Origin of the sequence: Nocardiopsis sp. NPDC007018, assembly GCF_040635075.1 — a bacterium.
Taxonomy (GTDB): domain Bacteria; phylum Actinomycetota; class Actinomycetes; order Streptosporangiales; family Streptosporangiaceae; genus Nocardiopsis.
Genome location: NZ_JBEYHA010000056.1, coordinates 1 through 21,659 on the forward strand (window position 1 = coordinate 1; position 21,659 = coordinate 21,659).

The 21,659-nt window shown below is 72.7% G+C and carries 23 protein-coding genes; 13 read left to right on the forward strand and 10 right to left on the reverse strand.

Annotation, left to right across the window (positions count from 1 at the left end):
- Positions 1 to 516, forward strand: a 516-nt coding sequence (locus tag ABZ635_RS22910; protein ID WP_357768711.1) for an SRPBCC domain-containing protein, incomplete at its 5' end; no start/stop codon positions are given.
- Positions 517 to 527: 11 nt separating this feature from the next.
- On the opposite strand, the gene ABZ635_RS22915 is transcribed toward ABZ635_RS22910, so the two are convergent.
- Positions 528 to 923, reverse strand: coding sequence for a metallopeptidase family protein (locus ABZ635_RS22915; RefSeq protein WP_357768713.1), 396 nt, complete (start codon positions 921 to 923; stop codon positions 528 to 530).
- 206 nt (positions 924 to 1,129) lie between these two features.
- Here ABZ635_RS22915 and ABZ635_RS22920 point away from each other — a divergent pair, with 206 nt between their 5' ends.
- The 4 genes from ABZ635_RS22920 (at position 1,130) to ABZ635_RS22935 (ending at position 4,692) form a co-directional block, all read left to right on the forward strand.
- The gene (locus ABZ635_RS22920) at positions 1,130 to 1,531 is read left to right on the forward strand and encodes a DUF3499 domain-containing protein (protein ID WP_357768715.1); all 402 of its coding nucleotides are present in this window, start codon (positions 1,130 to 1,132) and stop codon (positions 1,529 to 1,531) included.
- A gap of 89 nt (positions 1,532 to 1,620) precedes the next feature.
- Positions 1,621 to 2,991 (forward strand): phosphomannomutase/phosphoglucomutase, encoded by a 1,371-nt coding sequence (locus ABZ635_RS22925; protein ID WP_357768717.1) that lies wholly within the window; start codon positions 1,621 to 1,623, stop codon positions 2,989 to 2,991.
- 45 nt (positions 2,992 to 3,036) lie between these two features.
- Complete coding sequence (locus ABZ635_RS22930) at positions 3,037 to 3,213, forward strand: Trm112 family protein (RefSeq protein WP_357768719.1); 177 nt, start codon at positions 3,037 to 3,039, stop codon at positions 3,211 to 3,213.
- A 174-nt stretch (positions 3,214 to 3,387) separates the two neighbouring features.
- On the forward strand, positions 3,388 to 4,692 hold the full coding sequence (locus ABZ635_RS22935; RefSeq protein ID WP_357768721.1) for a protein kinase: 1,305 nt from the start codon (positions 3,388 to 3,390) through the stop codon (positions 4,690 to 4,692).
- Between the two features lie 47 nt (positions 4,693 to 4,739).
- Here ABZ635_RS22935 and ABZ635_RS22940 read toward each other — a convergent pair whose 3' ends face one another.
- Positions 4,740 to 5,870 carry a hypothetical protein gene (locus ABZ635_RS22940; protein WP_357768723.1) on the reverse strand — a complete coding sequence of 377 codons (1,131 nt, stop codon included), beginning with the start codon at positions 5,868 to 5,870 and terminating at the stop codon, positions 4,740 to 4,742.
- Positions 5,871 to 5,953: 83 nt separating this feature from the next.
- Positions 5,954 to 6,418: a MerR family transcriptional regulator gene (locus ABZ635_RS22945; RefSeq protein WP_357768725.1), complete on the reverse strand. Its 465-nt coding sequence runs from the start codon at positions 6,416 to 6,418 to the stop codon at positions 5,954 to 5,956.
- A 129-nt stretch (positions 6,419 to 6,547) separates the two neighbouring features.
- On the opposite strand from ABZ635_RS22945, the gene ahcY (ABZ635_RS22950) reads away from it, so the two are divergent.
- Together ahcY (ABZ635_RS22950) and ahcY (ABZ635_RS22955) are read left to right on the forward strand one after the other, a co-directional pair.
- On the forward strand, positions 6,548 to 7,981 hold the full coding sequence (gene ahcY / locus ABZ635_RS22950) for an adenosylhomocysteinase (RefSeq protein ID WP_357768727.1): 1,434 nt from the start codon (positions 6,548 to 6,550) through the stop codon (positions 7,979 to 7,981).
- 17 nt (positions 7,982 to 7,998) lie between these two features.
- Positions 7,999 to 9,258 (forward strand): adenosylhomocysteinase, encoded by a 1,260-nt coding sequence (gene ahcY / locus ABZ635_RS22955; RefSeq protein ID WP_357768729.1) that lies wholly within the window; start codon positions 7,999 to 8,001, stop codon positions 9,256 to 9,258.
- 16 nt (positions 9,259 to 9,274) lie between these two features.
- On the opposite strand, the gene ABZ635_RS22960 is transcribed toward ahcY (ABZ635_RS22955), so the two are convergent.
- The 3 genes from ABZ635_RS22960 to ABZ635_RS22970 form a co-directional block, all read right to left on the reverse strand.
- The gene (locus ABZ635_RS22960; RefSeq protein ID WP_357768731.1) at positions 9,275 to 9,493 is read right to left on the reverse strand and encodes a type II toxin-antitoxin system HicB family antitoxin; all 219 of its coding nucleotides are present in this window, start codon (positions 9,491 to 9,493) and stop codon (positions 9,275 to 9,277) included.
- A gap of 2 nt (positions 9,494 to 9,495) precedes the next feature.
- Positions 9,496 to 9,693: a type II toxin-antitoxin system HicA family toxin gene (locus tag ABZ635_RS22965; RefSeq protein WP_357768733.1), complete on the reverse strand. Its 198-nt coding sequence runs from the start codon at positions 9,691 to 9,693 to the stop codon at positions 9,496 to 9,498.
- A gap of 107 nt (positions 9,694 to 9,800) precedes the next feature.
- On the reverse strand, positions 9,801 to 10,628 hold the full coding sequence (locus ABZ635_RS22970; protein WP_357768735.1) for an RDD family protein: 828 nt from the start codon (positions 10,626 to 10,628) through the stop codon (positions 9,801 to 9,803).
- 116 nt (positions 10,629 to 10,744) lie between these two features.
- Between ABZ635_RS22970 and ABZ635_RS22975 the strand changes: the two genes are divergently transcribed.
- Positions 10,745 to 11,740, forward strand: a complete 996-nt coding sequence (locus tag ABZ635_RS22975; RefSeq protein WP_357768737.1) for a stage II sporulation protein M — start codon at positions 10,745 to 10,747, stop codon at positions 11,738 to 11,740.
- Positions 11,741 to 11,791: 51 nt separating this feature from the next.
- Positions 11,792 to 12,055: a DUF397 domain-containing protein gene (locus ABZ635_RS22980; RefSeq protein WP_357768739.1), complete on the forward strand. Its 264-nt coding sequence runs from the start codon at positions 11,792 to 11,794 to the stop codon at positions 12,053 to 12,055.
- 4 nt (positions 12,056 to 12,059) lie between these two features.
- Here the strand turns inward: ABZ635_RS22980 and ABZ635_RS22985 are convergent, their stop codons facing one another.
- The 4 genes from ABZ635_RS22985 to ABZ635_RS23000 form a co-directional block, all read right to left on the reverse strand.
- A complete protein-coding gene (locus ABZ635_RS22985) occupies positions 12,060 to 14,066 on the reverse strand; it encodes a tetratricopeptide repeat protein (protein ID WP_357768741.1) in 2,007 nt (668 codons plus the stop codon).
- Between the two features lie 58 nt (positions 14,067 to 14,124).
- Positions 14,125 to 14,784, reverse strand: a complete 660-nt coding sequence (locus tag ABZ635_RS22990) for a bifunctional 4-hydroxy-2-oxoglutarate aldolase/2-dehydro-3-deoxy-phosphogluconate aldolase (RefSeq protein ID WP_357768743.1) — start codon at positions 14,782 to 14,784, stop codon at positions 14,125 to 14,127.
- The gene (locus tag ABZ635_RS22995; RefSeq protein ID WP_357768745.1) at positions 14,781 to 15,527 is read right to left on the reverse strand and encodes an IclR family transcriptional regulator; all 747 of its coding nucleotides are present in this window, start codon (positions 15,525 to 15,527) and stop codon (positions 14,781 to 14,783) included. Before ABZ635_RS22995 ends, ABZ635_RS22990 begins: the two co-directional genes overlap by 4 nt.
- 82 nt (positions 15,528 to 15,609) lie before the next feature.
- Entirely contained in the window at positions 15,610 to 16,497 is an 888-nt protein-coding gene (locus tag ABZ635_RS23000) for a sugar kinase (RefSeq protein ID WP_357768767.1), read from the reverse strand.
- A 223-nt stretch (positions 16,498 to 16,720) separates the two neighbouring features.
- On the opposite strand from ABZ635_RS23000, the gene ABZ635_RS23005 reads away from it, so the two are divergent.
- From ABZ635_RS23005 to ABZ635_RS23020, 4 genes are all read left to right on the forward strand, one after another.
- Positions 16,721 to 18,019 carry an amidohydrolase/deacetylase family metallohydrolase gene (locus ABZ635_RS23005; protein ID WP_357768769.1) on the forward strand — a complete coding sequence of 433 codons (1,299 nt, stop codon included), beginning with the start codon at positions 16,721 to 16,723 and terminating at the stop codon, positions 18,017 to 18,019.
- Positions 18,016 to 19,407, forward strand: coding sequence for an alanine racemase (locus ABZ635_RS23010; RefSeq protein ID WP_357768747.1), 1,392 nt, complete (start codon positions 18,016 to 18,018; stop codon positions 19,405 to 19,407). The genes ABZ635_RS23005 and ABZ635_RS23010 overlap by 4 nt, the downstream gene beginning before the upstream one ends.
- 44 nt (positions 19,408 to 19,451) lie before the next feature.
- The gene (locus ABZ635_RS23015; RefSeq protein WP_357768749.1) at positions 19,452 to 19,847 is read left to right on the forward strand and encodes a RidA family protein; all 396 of its coding nucleotides are present in this window, start codon (positions 19,452 to 19,454) and stop codon (positions 19,845 to 19,847) included.
- 214 nt (positions 19,848 to 20,061) lie between these two features.
- On the forward strand, positions 20,062 to 21,567 hold the full coding sequence (locus tag ABZ635_RS23020; protein WP_357768771.1) for a sodium:solute symporter family protein: 1,506 nt from the start codon (positions 20,062 to 20,064) through the stop codon (positions 21,565 to 21,567).
- The last annotated feature ends 92 nt before the right edge of the window (positions 21,568 to 21,659 follow it).

The following is a 21,659-nucleotide window of genomic DNA, read 5'->3' on the forward strand; positions in this document are numbered from 1 at the left end:
CGAGCGGTCCCCGGCGGGCTCCGGTGTCTTCCGGCGGCCGCGGCCGTACTGAACCGGGACGGGGGCGGGTACGGGGCCAGTGAGCCGTCGGACGGGGGAGACATGGGTGAGACCGAACTGCGCGCGCTGGGCGGAGACCGGTGGACGCTGACACTCGAACGCGAACTGGGCCAGCCGCAGGAGCGGGTGTGGCGGGCGGTCACCGAACCCGAGGGGCTCAACCGCTGGTATCCCCTGACAGTGGAGCGCCTGGACCTGTGGCCCGGGGGAGCCATCCTCCTGCGGGACGAGGAGGGCACGGAGACGACCGCCGAGGTCACCGAGGTGGAGCCCCGTCGCGTCTTCGCCTTCAGGGAGTTCGACGAGCAGACCGGTGAACACGGGATGCGCCTCACCGTCGACGGCGCACGACTGACCCTGGCCCACACCTTCACGGGGCGGGAGTGGGCGGAGCGTACCGCGACCGGCTGGCGGAGCTGCCTCGACGCGCTGGAACGCTCCCTCGGCGAGGAGTGAGCGCCCGGCGGTCAGTTCTCCGGGTCGACGGACTCGGGTTCGACCCCGAGGAGGTTGGCCACTTCCTCCACGACGGTCTCGTGGACGAGGAGCGCCATCTCCTCGGGGTCCTTGGTCCGGATCTCCACGGGGCGGCGGTAGACGATGATCCGGGCTCGGCCGGCCGGGTCGCTCTCCAGACGGGAGAAGGGGATCGCCTCGGTGAGGTCGCCGTGGGGCGGCACCGGGGGAACGTCCTCCACGAGGAAGTCGACGTTGGCCAGCTCACGCGCCCACAGGCGCTCCAGGCGCTCGACCGCGTCCAGGACGAGGTCGTCGAAGGCCTGCGCCCGGCTGCGGGAGACGGGCAGGTCGGAGGGGACGAGAGGACCACGGATACCGCGGCCCCGGCGGTCCCGGCGCCGCACTCTGTCTGGTTGGCCACTGGAAAGGCGCACGCGTCGCACACTTCGAGACTAAGCCATGACGCGCCCCGCGCGTAGTCCCGGACGCCCGGAAGAACGGCGTCCGGGGCCTTCGCGACCCTCCCGGGTCAAGAACGGAAGCCCGAAAACTGTGCGGGTCATGGGACGATGCTGGCGTGTCCCTCGGTAAAGGCATACAGTCGAACGCTGTGAGCCATGTTCGACGCTGTTCCCGCACCGCGTGCCGGCAGCCAGCCGTCTTCACGCTCACGTACGTCTACGCCGACTCCACCGCCGTCCTCGGCCCGCTCGCCGCCTACGTGGAACCGCACTGCTACGACCTGTGCGCGATCCACGCCGAACGGTTGACCGCGCCGCGCGGGTGGGAGGTCGTACGGCTTCCGGTCGAGACGTCGGGAGGAGGTCCCGGCAGCGACGACCTGGAGGCCCTCGCCGACGCCGTACGTGAGGCGGCGCGGCCGCCCGCGCGCCCGGAGCCGTCCCCCGGCGAACCCGTGGGGGAGGGTCACGAGACGCTGCGCCGCGGCCACCTGCGCGTCGTCAAGTCCGATCGGGGCGAGCAACGCCCGCCGCACCACCCGAACGGCTGACCCGGGCCGCTCTTGCTAGTTTTGTACGGCGCTCGACCAACGGGGCGCTGGACCGAATTCGTCGCAGGATCGACCTGGCCGGAGCAGACGTGGCTGACCTCGGAAGCATCTTCAAGGCATACGACGTACGCGGTGTGATCCCGGACACCTTCAACGCCGACATCGCCCGCGCGGTCGGCGCCTCGTTCGCCCGCGTCGTCGGCGGACCCGCCGTCGTGGTCGCGCACGACATGCGGCCCTCCTCCCCCGAGCTGGCCCGGGCCTTCGCTGACGGCGTCACCTCCCAGGGGGTGGACGTGGTCTTCGCCGGACTCGGCTCCACCGACCTCCTGTACTACGGGTCCGGCTCCCTCGACCTGCCCGGCGCCATGTTCACCGCCAGCCACAACCCGGCCGAGTACAACGGCATCAAGATGTGCCGCGCCGGGGCCGCGCCGATCAGCGCCGAGAGCGGCCTGGACGACGTCCGCGCGCTCGCCGAGGCGTTCCTGTCCGGCTCCGAGGACCCCGGCTCCCACCAGGGACCCGCGGGCACCGTGACCGAGCGCGACCTGCTCCCCGGCTACGCCGACTACCTCCGCCAGCTCGTCGACCTCTCCGGGTCGCGCCCGCTCAGGGTCGTGGTGGACGCGGGCAACGGCATGGGCGGCCTCACCGTCCCCGCCGTCCTCGAACAGGGGCTGCCCCTGGACGTCGTCCCCCTGTACTTCGAACTGGACGGCACCTTCCCCAACCACCCGGCCAACCCCCTGGACCCCGACAACCTCGTCGACCTCCAGGCGAAGGTCCGGGAGACCGGTGCCGACCTCGGCCTGGCCTTCGACGGCGACGCCGACCGCTGTTTCGTGGTCGACGAACGCGGCGAACCCGTCCCGCCGTCCGCCGTCACCGCGCTGGTCGCCTCCGAGGAGCTCAAGCGCGAGCCCGGTGGCACCATCATCCACAACCTCATCACTTCGGCGGCGGTGCCCGAGATCGTCACCGAACGCGGAGGCAAGCCCGTCCGCACCCGCGTCGGCCACTCCTTCATCAAGGCGACCATGGCCGAGACCGGAGCGGTCTTCGGCGGCGAGCACTCCGCCCACTACTACTTCCGGGACTTCTGGAAGGCCGACACGGGTATGCTCGCGGCCATGCACGTCCTCCGTGTCCTGGGAGCGGACCAACGCCCGCTCTCGCGGATCACGGAGGAGTACTCCCGGTACGCGGCCTCCGGAGAGGTCAACTCCGAGGTCGCCGACGCCGCGGGCCGTATGGCCGCGGTGCGCGCGGCCTTCGGGGACAGGGACGGGGTGACCGTCGACGAGCTCGACGGCCTCAGCGTCACCCTGCCGGACGGGGCGTGGTTCAACCTGCGCGCCTCCAACACCGAGCCGCTGCTGCGGCTCAACGTCGAGGCCCCGGACGACACCGCCGTGGCGCGCCTGCGCGACGAGGTCCTGCACCTCGTCCGCGGCTGACCAGGGTCCGCACCCCACACGGCCATCACACGAGGAACGAGAACCATGAGCACGAAGATCGACGGCTGGCTGCTGGAGATCCTGGCCTGCCCGCAGAGCCAGGCGCCGCTGCGCCACGACCCGGAGACCGACGAGCTGGTCTGCGACGAAAGCGGTCTGGCCTACCCCATCCGGGACGGCATCCCGGTCCTGCTGGTCGACGAGGCGCGCACCCTCTCCTGAGCGGGCGGAAAAGGTGGAGCGGGGACGGAACGAACCGGGCGTTCCGGTAGTCATATCCGGTACGACGGGTCAGGGACACCTGTGAGGGACGCGCCTGAGCGCGGCCCCACCCGGCGCCCCGTACCCGTACTCTGAAGTGCGCCCCCGCTCCAGCCACCTCCCAGGAGGACATCGATGCCCGGTCCCGAATCGCTACTGCCGAGCGACCCCTCCGCGTTCGGCGACTACAGCGTGACCGGACGGCTCGGCAAGGGCGGGCAGGGGATCGTCTACCTCGCCGAGGACGCCGACGGCGACCAGTACGCGGTCAAGGTCCTCAACGACCAGTGGTCCGCCGACGCCGACCTGCGCAAGCGGTTCGAGAAGGAGGTCCGGGCCGCCCAGCGGGTCGCGTCCTTCTGCACGGCGGCGATCATCGACGCCCAGCTCGACGACGACCCTCCGTACGTGGTCAGCGAGTTCGTCCCGGGCAAGGACCTCCAGGAGACGGTGACCAGGGACAAGACGGTCCGTGGCGCCGCGCTCCAGCGCCTGGCGGTCTCGACCGCCACCGCACTGGTGGCCATCCACAAGGCGGGGATCGTCCACCGCGACTTCAAGCCCGGCAACGTGCTGCTGGGGCCGGACGGCCCGCGCGTGATCGACTTCGGGATCGCCCGGGTCGACGACGGCACCGCCACCATGACCAACTCGATCGTCGGCACGCCCTCCTACATGGCGCCGGAGCAGATCGAGGGCCGCGGCATCACCGACAAGTGCGACATCTTCGCCTGGGGCTGCGTGATCGCGTTCGCCTCGACCGGGCGCGCCCCGTTCGGCTCGGACACCGTCCCCGCGGTGGTGCACCGCGTGGTGAGCGCCCCGCCGGACCTGGACGGCGTGGACGAGGCGCTGCGGCCGATCGTGGAGTCGTGCCTGGACAAGGACCCCCACCGCCGACCGAACGCGCAGACACTGCTCATGCGGCTGCTCGGCCACGACGGCCCGGCCCCCGCCAGCGGCGCCGAGGACGCGCTCAAGCAGGGCGAGCGGGTGGCCCAGACCGGTCTCCTCAACGGCAACCAACTGCCGCCCGTGCACCCGCAGTACCCGCACACCGGCGGACAGCCGGGCATGGGCTACCCGCCGGGCGTGTCCAACCCGGGCTCCTTCGGCGCACACCCGGGGACCTCCAACCCCCGCCCCGGGCAGATGGGCCACCCGATGAGCTCCGACCCACGGCACGGCGGTTTCGGCGCGCACCCGGGACTGTCGAACCCCCGCCCGGGCATGCCCGCTCCGCACCACCAGCAGCACGCGGCGCACCAGAACGCCAACCCCATGATGACCGGGGCGGTCAACCCGAACCAGACCTACGCGCCGCAGCGGCAGCCGAGCCAGCCCGACTCCCTCCTCCAGCAGGGCTGGGTGATCCCGGCGGTACTGGTCACCATCATCATCCTGCTGCTGATCCTGGTGCTCCTGGGCCTACAGAACTGAACCGCTCCCGGCCCCGCCCACCTTGCTCCGCCCGGTACTCCCTCCCCTCACACACGGGTGAGCGTGTCCACGGAGCGCGACACCGCCTCGTCGACGAGGTCCCGTACCTGCGGCCAGCGGTCGTCCACGCAGTCGGTGGGTAGCACGGTGACGCTGTCGCCTCGGTTGATCTCCCACACCTGACGCACCCCCTCCGAGGTGGTCAGGCGGGCGTTCGCGGTCACCGCCAGCACGCCCGAGGGCGGGCTGCCCACGTCCCGCACCACCACGTACAGGGCCAGCGCCGCCCCGTCCGCGGCCAGTTCCAGACAGCTCCACCAGTGCGTCGGGCCCTCCACCCGGTCACCGTCCCCCGAGGTCACCGTGGCGGTCGCGGCGGGGTCCAGGGCGCCCAGGAGGAGCGCGACCGAGCCGCGCCGGGAGCGGACGTGGTCGAGGACGCGACGCCGCGTCACGGCGTTCAGCGGGGGGACGGGGCCGTCGGCGGGAGCCCCGGAACCGGTGTGCCAGGCGAGTTCGTCACGCAGGGCGCTGGTGACCAGGCCCGCCAGGTGCGAGACGACCGGGGCCAGCCCTCCGTCGGGAACGCGTTTGTCCCCCGGGGCCGGCGGCGGTGACGACGGGTCCAGGAGCAACGGGGGCAGGTCGGCCCGCTGGAGGACGCGGGAGGCGAGCACCCACGGCAGCACCCAGTCGGCCCCGCCTCGGAGCGGCTCCCCGCCGGAGACCTCGGCGGCCACGCGCACGCACTCGGCGTAGGCGTGGGCGGCCCGCACCACCGGGTGGGCGGGCGCCGCGGCCGCCTCGGCCAGCCGGACCGTGTGCTCGGTGGACAGCACGGCCCGCAGGGGCCCGGAGGCCGTCCACGGGTCCTTCGGACCCCCGCTCAGGGCTGGGAGTTCGGCGACCCGCCCGGCGAGCGCCGCGACGTGCGGTCCGGTCAGCGGCTCACCGGAGACCGAGTCCCCGTTCAGCAGCAGCTCGGTGAGGTCGGCCCCGCCGCCCCACTCCCGGACGCGGTCGCGCGTCAGCTCCCGCCGCGCCGCCCGGTGCCGCTCGCGCGTGCGGTCCTGGCGCCGCTTGGCCCAGACCTCCCGGAGGAGGTCGACGTCCCTGAGTTCCTGGCGCACGTGCTCGGGGAGGGAGTCCCAGGGCGCGTCACCTCGTTGGCTGTCCACGGTCTCATCCGTAGCCCGTGGACTCTTTGCCAAAACATGCCGAAGGGAAGGTGCCGGTGACCGGAGGCGGCCGTGACCCTGTGTCAACCGGAGTGTGCGCCGCGCGTCCCCGTGTCCGTGCCGACCGGGCCGCCGGCGCCGGTCGGACGGCGGGCGAGCAGGAGGCGCATGGCCTTCTCCTTCTCGAAGTCCAGGGCGCGGGTGGGGGCGGCCGCCAGCCTGCCCAGGCGTTCGCCGTGCGCGCGCACCCGTGCGAGGACCTCGGGCTCGGCCAGGACCCGCAGGGCGAAGGCCAGCGCGGCGGGTGGGATGTCGAACTCGCGCTCCAGCTCCAGCCCGCCCGCGATCGTGCGCAGGTCCTCCTCGGTGAACCGGCGGTGCCGGTGGCCGCGACCCGTGGGCTGTTCCTGGGTACGGGGAAGCAGCCCGAGGCCCTCGCGGTAGCGCAGCATGCGGGCCGTGCTGCCGACCCGCTCGGCGGCCGCCGAGATGGGGACCGGCGAACGGGGAGGTCCGGGCGCGGTGGGGTCGTCGTCGAGGGCGGCCATGCACGTGACTGTAACCCACCATCGCCGCCGCATCGAGCGAATCTGACACTTCTGTGTGAGCTTTGTGTGCGGACGGTGGACGCGGGCCTAGAATCGGGTGGCAACCATGACTTGACGAGTGAGGAACGCATGGCTTTCGACTTCAAGGTCGCCGATCTCTCCCTGGCCGAGTTCGGCCGCGACGAGATCCGTCTCGCCGAGCACGAGATGCCCGGCCTCATGGCCACCCGCGCCGAGTTCGGTGACAGCAAGCCCCTCGCGGGTGCCCGCATCATGGGCTCGCTGCACATGACCGTGCAGACCGCCGTCCTCATCGAGACGCTCGTCGCCCTGGGCGCCGAGGTCCGCTGGGTCTCCTGCAACATCTTCTCCACCCAGGACCACGCCGCGGCCGCCGTGGTGGTCGGTCCGAACGGCACCGTCGAGGACCCCCAGGGTGTCCCGGTCTTCGCCTGGAAGGGCGAGACCCTGGAGGAGTACTGGTGGTGCACCGAGCAGGCCCTCACCTGGCCCGGCGAGGGCCCCAACATGATCCTCGACGACGGCGGCGACGCCACCATGCTCGTCCACAAGGGCGCCGAGTTCGAGAAGGCCGGTGCCGTCCCGGACCCCTCCACGGCCGACAGCGAGGAGTTCGAGGTCGTCCTCACCCTCCTCCAGGAGAGCCTCAAGAAGGACTCCGCCAAGTGGACCACCATCGCCCAGGGCATCAAGGGCGTCACCGAGGAGACCACCACCGGTGTGCTCCGCCTCTACGAGATGCAGCGTGACGGCAGCCTGTCGTTCCCCGCGATCAACGTCAACGACTCCGTCACCAAGAGCAAGTTCGACAACAAGTACGGCATTCGCCACTCGCTGCCGGACGGCATCATGCGCGCCACCGACGTCCTCATCGGCGGCAAGGTCGCCGTGGTCTGCGGATACGGCGACGTCGGCAAGGGTTCGGCCGAGGCGCTGCGCGGCCAGGGCGCCCGCGTGATCGTCACCGAGATCGACCCCATCAACGCCCTCCAGGCCGCCATGGACGGGTTCCAGGTCACCACGCTGGAGGACGTGCTGGAGGTCGGTGACATCTTCGTCACCACCACCGGCAACTTCAACGTGATCATGGCCGACCAGATCCTGCGCATGAAGCACCAGGCGATCGTCGGCAACGTCGGCCACTTTGACAACGAGATCGACATGGCCGGGCTGGCGAAGGTCCCCGGGATCACCAAGAAGGAGATCAAGCCGCAGGTCCACGAGTGGACCCAGGAGAACGGCAAGTCCGTCCTGGTGCTCTCCGAGGGCCGTCTGCTGAACCTGGGCAACGCCACCGGCCACCCCAGCTTCGTGATGTCCAACAGCTTCACCAACCAGGTCATCGCCCAGATCGAGCTCTTCACCAAGCCCGACGAGTACCCGACCGACGTGTACACGCTGCCGAAGATCCTCGACGAGAAGGTCGCCCGTCTGCACCTGGACGCGCTCGGCGTCAAGCTGACCGAGCTCACCAAGGAGCAGGCCGCCTACATCGGCGTGGACGTGGCCGGGCCGTTCAAGCCCGACCACTACCGCTACTAGGACGAGCCCCCTCCCAGATGACTCCTCCCTCACACGAGGTGGCGGACCTCGGCCTCGCGAAGGCCGGGGTCCGCCGTGTGGCGTGGGCCGAACGCTCCATGCCGGTCCTGCGCAGCGTCCGCGCCCGGTTCGCCGAGGAGCGGCCCCTCGACGGCCTGCGGGTGGCCGCGTGCCTGCACGTGACCGCCGAGACCGCCAACCTGCTCCGCGTGCTGCGCGCGGGCGGGGCCCAAGTGTGGCTGGCCGCCTCCAACCCGCTCTCCACACAGGACGACACCGCCGCCGCCCTGGTGGCCGAGTACGGGGTGGCCGTGCACGCCTGGGCGGGCATGGACACCGCCGCCTACGACCGCAACCTGGTCACCGTCCTGGAGTCCCGGCCGCACCTGCTGCTGGACGACGGCTGCGACCTGGTGAACACCGCGCACACGCGTCCCGAGCTCCTCGACGGGGTGTTGGGCGGGTGCGAGCAGACCACCACCGGGGTGATCCGGCTGCGGCGGATGAGCGCGGAGGGCGAGCTCCGGCTGCCGATGGTCGCGGTCAACGACACCCGTACCAAGCGGATGTTCGACAACCGGTACGGCACCGGCCAGTCGACCGTGGACGGGGTCCTGCGCGCCACCAACACCCTGCTGGCGGGCCGGACCGTGGTCGTGGCCGGGTTCGGCTACTGCGGCCGGGGCCTGGCCGAGCGCTTCCGGGGCATGGGTTCCAACGTGGTCGTCACCGAGGTGGACCCGGTCAAGGCGCTGGACGCTGTGATGCAGGGGTACACGGTGGCCACCATGGAGACCGCGGCGGCGGTCGGGGACGTGTTCGTCACCGCCACCGGGAACCGGGACGTGATCCGCCGCGAGCACCTCGCGGTGATGCGCGACGGCGCGATCCTGGCCAACTCGGGCCACTTCGACCTGGAGATCGACCTGCACGCGCTGGAGTCGCTGACGGTGTCGGTGGACCGGGGCGTGCGCGAGCAGGCGGACGAGTACGAGTTCGCGGACGGCCGCAGGCTGCTCCTGCTGTCCGAGGGGCGCCTGGTCAACCTGGGCGCCGCGGAGGGCCACCCGGCCGCCGTCATGGACATGTCGTTCGCCGTGCAGGCGCTCACCACCGAGTGGCTGGCCCGGGAGCACGGCTCCCTCCGCCCCGGTGTGGTGGAGGTGCCGGAGGAGACCGACAACGAGGTGGCCCGTCTCGAACTCGCGGCACTGGGGGTGGGGATCGACGCCCTCACCCCGGACCAACGGGCCTACCTGAACTCCTGGCGCCCCTGAAACCCGCCGCGCCGGTTCAGGCCGCGGTGAACGTGGTGGCCGCGACGGTCGACGATTCGGGTACGGGTTCGCCGCGTTCCCGGAGAATCTCCAGATGGCCCTGGATCGCTCCGCGCATCTCCAGGAGTGTCTCCTCCTCCGTGTCGCCCAGCGCGACGCAGCCGGGAAGGTCGGGGGACCAGGCTCCGTAGCCGCCGTCCTCGGCTCGCTCGATGATGACCGCGAACGTGCTCATCGCTACCTCCATGTGATTCCCGCCTGCTTCAGGATGCTGCGCTCGGTTCCCACCGGCAAGTCCCGACTCGGCTTTCCCGGTACGGTCACGACCCCCGGCTTCTCGGGATGGACGTAGTGGTGGTGGCTACCACGGGTCCGGTGGAGTACCCAGCCGTCGGCTTCGATGAGTTTGACGATCTCGCGGACCTTGAGGGGCATGTGGCGAACATAGCGTGACATGCCGGTGTCCGTGGGTGCATTGCGAGAAGGTCGTGCAGAGCCGCACTGGGGGTGGGGATCGACGCCCTCACCGCGGACCAACGGGCCTACCTGAACTCCTGGCGCCCCTGAAACCCGCCCGGTCGGCCGTGGTTCATGGCCTCCAGGCTCCGGCGGCGACGCTCGGCCAGCACGGCCGCGAGGTAGTACGGCGGGGTGGTACCGGGCGGCGGCAGCGGGCTGACCTGCGCGGCCACCGCGTCCGCGAGCCGGGTGCCCATCTCGTGCCGGGTGTGCTCGGCCAGCTCGCTGTAGCGCAGCACGTACTGACGGGCGGCGTTGGCGGTCTCCGGGGAAAGACGGGACAACTCGATCGTCGCCGCCCACCCGGCCAGGTGCGGGGGCATCGGGACGGCGGTGTCGCGGCGGCGGCCGGAGCGCTCCTCGACCACCATCGTCCCGGCCACGAAGTCACCGACCCGGCGGCCGTCCCGGTTGATCATCGAGGTGACGAGGGCGACGATGCCGAAGGTCAGCCACAGCTCCACGAACCCCGAGAGGGCGCGGCCCAGCGCCTGCCGGAAGCGTTCGGGGGAGCCGTCGGTACCCACGACCCGCAGCCCCAGCGCCATCTTTCCCAGGGAGCGCCCGCGCGAGATCGACTCGAACGCGGTCGGGTAGCCGACCATGATGAGGATCGAGGCGCCCAGGTAGATCGCGCTGGTCGCGGCGAAGTCGACGGTGACCCCGATCCAGGACGCCACCACACCCAGGGAGATCAGGGCGATGACCTGGAGCAGGAAGTCGATCGCGTAGGCGGCGGCGCGCGTGGCGAACCCGGCGGGGCGCAGTTCGAGCACGACCGCGTCACCCGTGACCAGCGGCGTCGCGCCGTACACGTCGTCACGGGTCTCGCCACCACCGGGATAGGACACCAGCGCACGCTCCCTTACCGGGTGTCTGAAACCGTCCCCTTGACACTACCCGCCCGCGCGTGGCGGCGTTCGCACCCGTCGCGGCGGCCGGGACCGTATCCAGTAGTGTCCCTTACGTGGATATCGACGTTTTCGCCGCCGCGCACGCCCGCGAGTGGGAGCGGCTCGACGCCCTGGTGCGTCGGCGCCGTTCGCTCACGGGCGAGGAGGTCGACGAGCTCGTCGACCTCTACCAGAGGGTGTCGACCCACCTGTCGGTGGTGCGCTCCTCGGGCCAGGACCCCGAGCTGGCCGGGCGGCTCACCTCCCAGGTGGCCCGCGCCCGGTCGGCGGTCACCGGCTCGCACGCCTCCACCTGGACGGACGTCGCCGGATTCTTCACCCGGGTGTTCCCGGCCGTGCTCTACCGGCTGCGCTGGTGGTGGATCGGCGTGACCGCCGGGACCCTCGCCGTGGCCACCGCGGCCGGTGCGTGGGTCGCCAACGACCCGACGGTGCTCGCCGCGCTGGGCACACCGGAGTCCATCGCCCGGTACGTCGAGTACGACTTCGCGAACTACTACGTGGAGAATCCGGCCGGTTCCTTCGCCGCCCAGGTGTGGACCAACAACGCCTGGGTGGCAGCGCAGGCGATCATCTACGGGGTCGCCTTCGGCCTGCCCACCCTCGCCGTGCTGTTCGTCAACGCCCTCAACCTGGGCATGGCCGGGGGGATGATGTTCGCGATGGGGCGGGGCGACGTCTTCTTCGCGCTGATCCTCCCGCACGGCCTGCTGGAGATGACCGCCGTGTTCGTGGCCGGGGGAGTGGGCCTCAAGCTCGGGTGGACGCTCGTTGCCCCGGGGGAGCGGACCCGTCTGCGGGCCCTCGGCGAGGAGGCCCGGGCGGCCATCGCGGTGGTCCTGGGTCTGGCGGTGGTGCTGTTCGTCTCGGGCCTGATCGAGGGCCTGGTCACCGGGTGGGTCACCAACACCTGGGCGGCCATCGGCATCGGCGTGGTGGCCGAGGTGCTGTTCTTCGTCTACGTGTTCACCGTGGGCAAGAAGGCGTGTCAGGAGGGCGAGACCGGCGACATCGAGAACGCCCCCGCCGCCGTGCCCGTGGCGGGGTGAACGGGTCGATGGGCCTGTGATTCCGGGCCCCGCGGTGGCACCATCTGTTGTATGGACGAGTCCCTCCGATGGTTCAAGAGCAGTCACAGCAACATGGCGAGCCACTGCGTGGAGGTCGGGTACCGGGGAACCGGCCCGGAGGAGTGGATCAAGAGCAGCCACAGCAGTATGGAGAACGCGCACTGCGTCGAGGTGGCGCTCCGGGAGCACGGCTCGGTGCTGGTCCGGGACACCGGGAACCGTGACGCCGCCGTAGTGGGGCTGGGGGCCCGGGAGTGGTCGGCGCTGGTCGCCGCCGTCGCGTCCTGTCGCTGACGGGTCAGCCGCTCCCGAGGGACCGGATCGCCCTCTCCCGCCACTCCCGCGCCTGGTCCGTCAGGGCGTGGTCTCCGCCGAGGGCCTCCTCACGCCACTCCACGACCCGGCCGAACGCCTCGGCCGCGGCCCGGTGGTCTCCCCGCTCGAAGGCGACCCTGGCCAGGCCGAAGTGGGCGTCGATCGTGGTCGGGTGCATCTCCCCGAGAGCCGTGGCGCGGAACCGCGCGACCCTGCGGAACCCCTCCTCCGCGCCGTCGTGGTCACCTCGGTACAGGAGGACGAAGGAGAGGTTCTCCAGCGTGCTCAGCGCGACCTGGTCGTCCTCCTGGGAATGGTCCGCGTACGTCCGCCAGAGCGCCCGGAACCCCTCCTCCGCAGTGTCCAGGTCGCCACGGAGCGCGGCCATGAGGGTGACCTGGTGGCGGGTGCTCAGCGTGTCCGGGTGCAGCGGGCCCAGCACCCGTTCGCGCGCGTCGAACACGGCGAGGTAGATGTCCTCCGCCTCCTCGATCCGGTCGCGGGCGCGTAGGGCGTCGGCCAGCGCGTGCCGTGCGCGCAGGGTCTCCACGTGCTCATCACCCAGGTCGGCGCGACTCCGGTCGACGATGTCCCGCAGGCCCAGCTCCGCCCTCTCCTCGAACCCGAGGAGCATGACGGCCCGGTGGAACCGGATGTGCGCCCGAACGGTGTCCGGGTGGGCGTGGCCGTGGAGCCGCAGCAGAACGACGTGCAGGGCCGAGTACGCCCCCATCTCCAGGGCGAGATCGTGGTCGGCCCGCCACTCCAGGAGCCGCCGTGCCGTCTCCAGCAGGGGCTCGGAGTCGGGCCCCAGGTGCGCCCGTAGGGTCTCGGACACCAGCGGGTGCAGCCGCAGGGAGACCGTGCCCGTGACCTGACGGGAGGTGGTGACCAACCCGTGCACGACCAGAGCGTTGATCGCCCGGGCCAACCCCGCCTCGTCGAGGGAGGCCATGGGACCCTCGGCCAGCTCGCTCAGCGGGAGCCTGCGCAGGGGGACGGCATTGGAGTCGGCTCCGAGGACCGCCAGGACCCGCAGCAGGGGGATCGCCTGCGGGTTCCGCTCGCCCACCACGCGCAGGGACAGCTCCCACACCCCGGAGAGCAGGCGGCGCTCGTCGTCCTCACCGGCCGCCGCCGGGGCGGAGAGCGCGTCGAGTCGGGTGAGGTCCTGGTCGAGGTGGCCCAGCAGCGCGTCCGCGTCGGGGAAGAGGACACCGTGGGTGGCCAGGATGCGACCGGCGAGTGCCAGGGCCAGGGGGACGCCGCCCAGCCGCGCGGCGAGTCGTTCGGCGCCCGGTGACCGCTGCCCGCCCGCGTGGTCGGTGAGGGCCGTCGCCGCGTCCGCGTCCCCAAGGGAGTCCACGTGGTGCACGGTCGCGGGCGCCCACAGCGCGGGGTCGTCGACACGGCTGGTGACCAGGACGAACCCGCCCGGGCTGGAGCGCAACCAGCCGCGCTGCTCTCCGGGCCGGTTCTCCGGGTCCAGCAGCTCGGGCCGGTCGGCGTTGTCGATCACCAGCAGCCAGGGCCGGGGGGCGGAGTCCAGGTGCCGCCAGACCCAGCGGGCGGCCTGGCGAGGTGCCGCCCGGAAGCTGTCGGCCTCCTCCCGGGCGCCGCCCAGTTCGACGGCGACCTCCAGCATGCTCGGCAGGATCGTGTCGGGGCGCACCCAGAACACCGTCCAGCCCTCCGCTCGGGCGTGCTCGGCGAGGGCGGCCGCGATGGTGGTCTTGCCGAACCCGCCGGGCCCGGTGAGCACGTGCGGCACCGGTTCGCCGTCACGCATGGCCCGGCGCAGCGTCGTCAGCAGGTCGTCGCGTCCGCGCGTGGCCGTGGCGGGACGCGGTGGATCGAGGGAGACGTCGGGTACCGGACCGGCAGCCGGGGCCGTGTGCACGGTCACGCCGCCGTGGATGTCGCGGGCCTGGACCAGGTGTCCGTACACGGGTCCGTCGGCGCGGTTACGGGCTTCGGGGGGAGGAGCCATGGGTCACATGATGCCCGACGCGGGACGTCCGACGCGGGGGTCCCTCCGTGTGCGGCGCTCAGAGCGCCCGGACCAGCGCGGACAGCCCGCCGCCCTCGGTCGCGGAGCGGCCCACGCCCAGGCCGACCGCGCCCGCGCGCAGAAACGCGGCGGCGTTCGCGGCGGTGACCCCGCCCGTGGCCACCACCCGTACCTCGGGGAACGGCCCGGCGACGGCGGACACCCAGGACGGTCCCAGCGCGCTCGCGGGGAACGCCTTCACCCGGGTGAGGCCCATCCGCAACGCCTGCCCGACCTCGGTGGGCGTGGACACCCCGGGCAGGAACGGTACGCCGAGGCGGTCGGCCTCGGCGACGGTGTCCGGGTCGAGCCCGGGGGCCACGCCGAACCGTGCTCCGGCGTCCACCGCGCGGCGCAGCCGCTCCGGGGTGGTCACCGTCCCGGCTCCCACGGGCAGACGTCCCCCGGCGGCCCGGACGACGGCCTCCAGGGCGGGGGGTCCGGCCGCCGACTCCTGGGTGACCTCCACCAGGCCTACTCCGGCCGCCCAGGCGGTCCGGGCGGCGGCCACCGCCTCGTCGGGGGCCAGGCCCCGAAGGATGAGGACGAGGGGGACGGCGGCCAGGCCGCGGTCGAAGAAGTCGGCCCAGGTCGGGACCGGTCCCGAGGGGACCCCGCCGGACCGCCCGGCGGTGTCGTCGGTACACGTGGTGCTCATCGTCGGCTCCATCCCAGCTCCTCGCTGACGGCGTACGCGGTGGTGGTGAGGTCCTCGGTCATCGCGAGCAGCCCGGGCCGGTCCAGGACCATGCTCGGCGCGGAGACGGAGATCGCGGCGGCCACGCGCCCGGCCGCGTCGTACACGGGCGCGGCCACGCAGTGGATGAACTCCTCGTGCTCGAAGTCGTCCAGGGCCCACCCCTGGCGCGCGGTGCGGTCGAGCACCTCGTCCAGGGACGCGCGGTCGGTGAGCGTGTTCGGGGTGAACCGGGGGTAGGGGTCCGGTCCGAGCAGCGCGTCCCGCTCCGCGGCGGACATCGACGCGAGGAGCACCTTGCCGATCCCGGTGGCGTGCAGCGGGGCCAGCGCCCCGATGTGGGAGTACATGCGCACGGCCTGCCGCGACTCCACCTTGTCCAGGTACATCACCCTGTCACCTTCCAGCACGCCCAGATGGACGGTCTGCCCGCAGGCGTCGCCCAGCGCGGCCAGGTGGCGCGCGGCGCTCGCCCGGACGTCCAGCCCCTCCAAGGCGGCGGCGGCGAGGGCGGCCAGCCGGGGGCCCAGCCGGTACGCGCCGTCCTCTTCGCGGCGCACGAAACGCTCCTCCTCCAGGGTGCGCAGCAGACGCAGGGTGGTGGCGCGGTGCACGTCGAGGCGGCGGCCGAGCTCACTGTTGGTGACGGGGCCCTCGGCCAGCTCCACGAGGACGCGCAGGGCGCGTTCGACACTGTTGGACACCGGTGGATCTCCCCTTGGTCGGCAGGGGCCGGGGCGGCCCCTGGTGTGTGCGGAGGTGGTTCCGGGCCGCGCTTTCGGCCCCTCACCGGGCGGCGGCGGACTCCTCCGGCCGGGGCGGGATGTCCCCGGGGAGCCCGAGCACCACCCCGGCCAGTCTGGCGCCTTCGGAGAGACAGTCGGGCAGGGGCGCGTCGTCCAGCAGGCGGTGCAGGAACCCGGCGGCGAAGGCGTCCCCGGCTCCGACGGGTTCGACCACCTCCACCGGGGGTGCGGGTTCGAACCAGCTGTGCCCGTCGCGCACGGCGGTGGCTCCCTCGGCGCCCTGCTTGACCACGAGGAGGCCGGGGGAGGGGGCGCGGCCGGTCAGGTGCGCCACCAGGTCGGGCAGGGTCCGCACGCCCCACAGCGCCCGCGCCTCGTCGAGACCGCAGAACACGACGTCGGCGCCGCGGGCCAGGTCGAGCAGGAGCCCGGCGTTGGCGGGCCCGTGCAGCGCGGGACGGTAGTTCACGTCGAAGCAGCGCAGTGTGCCCGGGGGAGTGCGCTCGAACAGCTCCCCGACCAGACCTCGCGCCGTATCGGAGAGGGCGGCGGTGATGCCGGTGGTGTGCACCAGACGGGGGCGCCAGCGCCAGACCTCGGCGGCGTCCCCCGGGTGCAGGGCGGAGGCGGCCGAGCCGCGGCGCCAGTAGCGCACCCGGGTGCCTCCGGAGGAGGGTTCCTTCATGTACAGCCCGGTGGAGCGCTCGGTGTCCTCGCGGACCAGGCAGCGCACGCCGGTGTCGGTGAGGCGTTCGCGGACGTGGTGTCCGAACACGTCGTCGCCGAGGGCGCTGCGCCAGGCGACCCGCCGGCCTGCGCGGGCGAGGTGCACCGCCACGTTCGACTCCGCGCCGCCGATCTCGGTGTGGAACCGCGGGGCGGTGTGACCGGGCGCCTCCGGGACCAGGAGTGCCATCGTCTCGCCCACGCACACCGCGTCGAGAGCGGGTCGGGGGGTGTCGTCGGGGGAGTGCGCGGGGACCGGCGGTACGGGTGCCTCGTTCCGTCGCTGCGTGCTCACTCACGGCCTCCGGTTCGGTGGTGGCGGGCCTTCGGGGGTGTATTGACCCGCGTCACCGGCGAATGCTATTCAATATGTTGTTCATGGCGCAACAGTGTTGCGCTATACGCAACGAAAGGGGGTGGCTGGAATGTGGGACCTCCTGTTGCGCGGAGGCCGCGTCATCGACCCGGCCTCCGGACGCGACGCGATCGCCGACGTCGCCGTCCGGGCCGGAAGGATCGCCGAGGTCGCCGAGGACCTCCCGCCCGGCCGGGCCGCCCGGGTCGAGGACGTCCACGGCCGACTGGTGCTCCCCGGTCTCGTGGACGCGCACACCCACGTCCTGCACGGCGCCACCTACTGGGGTGTGGACCCCGAACCGATCGCCTGGCGCACCGGTGTCACGACCTGGATCGACGCGGGTTCCGCCGGAGCCTACGGGCTGGAGGGGCTGCGCCGCGCCGTGGCCGACCCCGCGCCGTTCCGCGTCCACGCGCTGGTCAACGTCTCCGGGATCGGGCTCGTCGGCCGCACGGGCGAACACCACGTCCTGGAGAACCTCGACGTCGACGCGGCGGTCTCCGAGGCCGCCCGGCACGGCGGCCTCGTGCGCGGGGTCAAGGCGCGTATGGACACCCACACCGTCGGCGCGCACGGCCTGGAACCCCTCCGCAGGGCGGTGACCCTGGCCCGCCGCCTGGAACTCCCGCTCATGGTGCACATCGGCTACGGCCCGCCCGACCTCGCCGACCTCGCGCCCCTGCTCACCGAAGGCGACGTCGTCACCCACTGCGCGACCGGGGTCGCCGCCGGGCTGGTCGTCGACGGCCGACCCTCCGACACCCTCCTGCGCCTGCGCGACGCGGGCGTGCTGTTCGACCTCGGCCACGGCTCCGGCGCCTTCGCCTTCGACGTGCTGGAAGCCGAGCTCTCCGCCGGACTGCTCCCCCTCCTCTCCACGGACCTGCACATCCGCTCCGTCTACGGTCCCGCGTTCGACCTGCCGACCGTCATGGGCAAGGCCCTCGCCGCGGGCATGGAACTGACCGACACCGTGGCCGCGGCCACCTGCCGCCCCGCGCGCGCCTTCGGTCTGGACGCCGGGACCCTGCGCCCGGGCGCGGCCGCCGACATCGCCGTCTTCGAGGCGGAGGAGGGGAGCTTCCCCGTCGTCGACGTGCACGGCGGCACCCGGGCGGCCCCGCTGCGCCTCACCAACACCGCCACCTACGCGGACGGCCGCCTGCTCACCCCGCGCGCCGCCGAGCCGCCGCCCGTGTGGGTGCCCCTGAGCGGGGCCCAGCGCGGGGCCGAGGAGGAGCGGCAGGCACGGGTGCGCTCGGCCGTGCGCCGCCTGGACCGACCCGAGGACTTCGACGAACCCTTCCCCCGACCGTCCCTCCGCGAACGGACCCGGGGCGCCGAACACGACGGGAGCGCACGTTGACCGAGACCACCCCGCCCACGGAACCGCGACCGGACACCCCGGGCGGCGTCACCGCCACCCCGGACTCCACCACCGGGGAGTGCCGGGGCACCGGGTCCTCCTCCGGGCCGCCCGCCGCCGGGCCGCTCCCGGCCGGCCCCCTGTCCGCCCTCGACTCCGACCCCGTCGAGGCCCGCTCCCTGCCCGACAGCCCCACCTCCGCCGACCGCGTCCGGGCCGCCGACCTGTGCCTGGGCGACCTCTGGCTGCCCGCCGTCACCCTGGACGAAGCGGCCCTGCGCCACAACCTCGACCGCTTCGCCCGATGGTGCTCCGAACGCGGGGTCGACCTCGCCCCGCACGCCAAGACCACGATGGCGCCCCGGCTCTGGTCGGAGCAGCTCGCACGCGGCGCGTGGGGCCTGACCGCCGCCACCGTCGCCCAGGCCCGGGTGATGCGCCGCTTCGGCGTCCCCCGGGTACTCATCGCCAACGAGGTCGTGGACCCCGACCAGCTCGCCTGGCTGTCCGGCGCCCTGGCCGACCCCGGGTTCACGCCGCTGTGCCTGGTGGACTCCATCGAGGGCGTCGACGCCATGGACCGTGCCCTGACCGGGGCGGCGCGCCCGCTGCCGGTTCTGGTGGAACTGGGCGTGACCGGACGCCGCACCGGCGTCCGCGACCTCGACCAGGCCCTGGACCTGGCCCGCGTCGTGGCCTCCCGCCCCACCCTCGCCCTCGTCGGCGTGGAGGCCTTCGAGGGGGTGTTCCCGCAGCGCCGCGACGACGACTCCCCGGAACGCGTCCGCGCCTGGCTGGACCGCCTGTACGACTTCGCCCGGCGGGCCGACTCCGAGGGACTGTTCGACGGCGCCGCCGAGGTGATCGTCACCGCGGGCGGCAGCAGCTACCCCGACCTGGTCTCCGACGCCCTCGCCGCGCCCCCGGAGCTGTCGCTCCCGGTCCGCCGGATCGTGCGGTCGGGATGCTACGTGACCCACGACGACCTGTTCATGGAACGGGCGTCGCCGTTGCGCTCCGCCGCCGACGACGACCCCCTGCGCCCCGCCCTGAGCTGCCACGCGCGGGTGCTGTCCCGGCCCGAACCGGGACGCGCCCTGCTCGGGGTCGGTAAGCGCGACGTGTCGTTCGACGTCGACCTGCCCGTCCCCCGCGCGGTGCTGCGCGACGGTGAACGGGTAGCCCTCACCGGAGGCGTGCGCGTGGTCGAGCTCAACGACCACCACGCGTTCCTCGACCTCAGCGGCCCGGATGGGGAGGCGCTGCGCGTCGGCGACGTCGTCGAACTCGGTCTCTCCCACGCCTGCACGGTGTTCGACAAGTGGCCGCTGATCCCCGTCGTCGACGGGGGCGGGCGGGTCGTCGACGCCGTCCGCACCCTGTTCTGATCCGGTCCGCACGTGGCCGGAACCACCCCAACCCAGGAGGAAACATGGCCGAGAACAAGGCCGAGAAGAGAATCGTCAACACCCCGGACGCCGCCCCGCCCGGCGGTCCCTACTCCCACGCCGTCGTGGCCGGAGACTTCGTCTACCTGGCCGGAGCCACGCCGCACCGCACCGACGGCACGGTGATCGAGGGCACGTTCCTGGAGCAGGCGAAGGCCACCTTCGACAACCTGTCCACGGTGGCTGCGGCCGCCGGGGCGAGCCTGACCGACGCGGTCCAGGCCCGGGTGTACCTGCGCGACCTCGACGACTTCCAGGCGATGAACGGGGTGTTCGCGGAGTACTTCGGGGACCGGGCGCCGGTGCGCACCACCATCCAGGCGGACCTGCCCGGCTTCGACATCGAGGTCGACGCGGTCCTCTACCACCCGGGGCTCTGACCAGCGCTCTCTCCGCCCGCGCGGTCCGGCCCGGTTCCGGGCCGCGCGGCCCCCTCGTTCCACCCGCACCCCTCACCGGGTCCCGCCCCCGGCTCCTCCCGGACCCCCACCCGCACATCCCCCCACCCCCTGACCCCCCGTCACCCTCCGGAGGTTCGTCGTGAACCCTTCCCACGCCGTCTACCTGTCGGCCCTGCTCGCGTCCGTGCTGCTGATGATCGCCGTCAGCTGGTGGGTCGCCCGGCGCACGAAGAACGGCGAGGACTTCCTCCTCGCGGGTCGCGGTCTGGGCACCCCGCTGGTCATGGGTAGCACCCTGGCCACCCTCGTCGGCACCGGCTCCAGCCTGGGAGCCGTGGGCTTCGCCTACCAGAACGGGTGGGCCGGGACCCTGTACGGGGTCGGCGGCGCGGTGGGAGTCTTCCTCCTCCTGTGGCTGTTCTCCGACGTGCGGGAGAAGGGGTTCATGACCTTCCCCGAGGAGATGAGCTCCTACTTCGGTGCCAGCCGCGCGATCAAGGGGCTGGTGGCGGTCCTGCTCCTCCTCGCCTCGGTGGGATGGCTGGGCGCCCACATCATGGGCGGGGCCATGTACCTGTCCTTCCTCACCGACCTGGACCAGGGCACCGCCAAGGTGGTCATCGCCCTCGGCTTCGGCGTGTACACCGTGGTCGGCGGGTACCTCGCAGTGGTCGTCACCGACGCCATCCAGGGCACCATCCTCTTCCTCGGATTCACGGTCCTCGCCGTCCTGGCACTGGTGAGCGTCGGCGGTTTCGAGGGCCTGGGCGAGGGTTCCTCCGAGGAGGCGCTCTCGCTCTTCGGATACCAGGCCCTGGGTCCGCTGCCCGCGCTCTCGCTGGCCGTGGTCATCGCCGTGGGCGTGCTGGCCACCCCCTCGTACCGTCAGCGGATCTACGCCGCCGCCGACGTGCGGACCGTGCGCCGCAGCTTCGTCCTGGCCGGGCTGCTCTTCGCGGCCTTCTCGATCCTGCCCGCGATCGCCGGGATGTCGGCGCGCGGTCTCGACCCGAACCTCGCCAACCCGGACATGGCCTTCCCGTACCTGGTCACCACGCTGTTCCCGGTGTGGCTGGGCGCGTTCCTGCTCGTCGCCGGGCTGTCCGCCACCATGTCCTCGGGCGACTCCGACGCCATCGTCAGCGTCACGATCCTGGTGCGCGACATCTCCCAGCTGGTCACGGGCAGGCTGCCCGACCCCGAGCACGTGGTCCGGTACTCGCGCTGGGGACTGGTCGGGGTGATGGGCCTGGCCCTCGTGTTCGCGCTCATGGCCACGACCCTCATCGGCTACATCACGCTGATGATCTCCACCGTGCTCACCGGTCTGCTGGTGGCGTCGCTCCTGGGCCGGTTCTGGCCCCGTGCCACCTGGCAGGGCGGTGTCGCCGCGATGTTGGGCGGCTCGGCGGCTGCCCTGGTCGTCAACGGTGTCGCGTCGTTCGCCGCCTTCTGGGGCAACGCGGTGATCCCCTCGCTGGGCGCGGCCCTGGTGTCGGGGGTGCTGGTCAGCCTGGTCACCCCGCGCTCCACCGTCTCCCAGGAGGAGGCCGTGCGCAGGCTGGCCGAGGAGCGCGCGGTGCTCGAAGTGGGCACGCACCTGCGCGGCGGCGCCCCTGAGGGGGCCGAGGGGGAGCCCCGTGAGGGGATCGGCGAGGGCACGCCCGGGGAAGCCCGGGAGAATCCCCGCGAGGACTGACCCGGAACGCCGGGGGCAGGGGTGCGTCGGCGTGGGGTGCGGGGCATGGAGGGCCTTCCGGTGCGTCGGTGCGGATCTCGCGATCCACACCG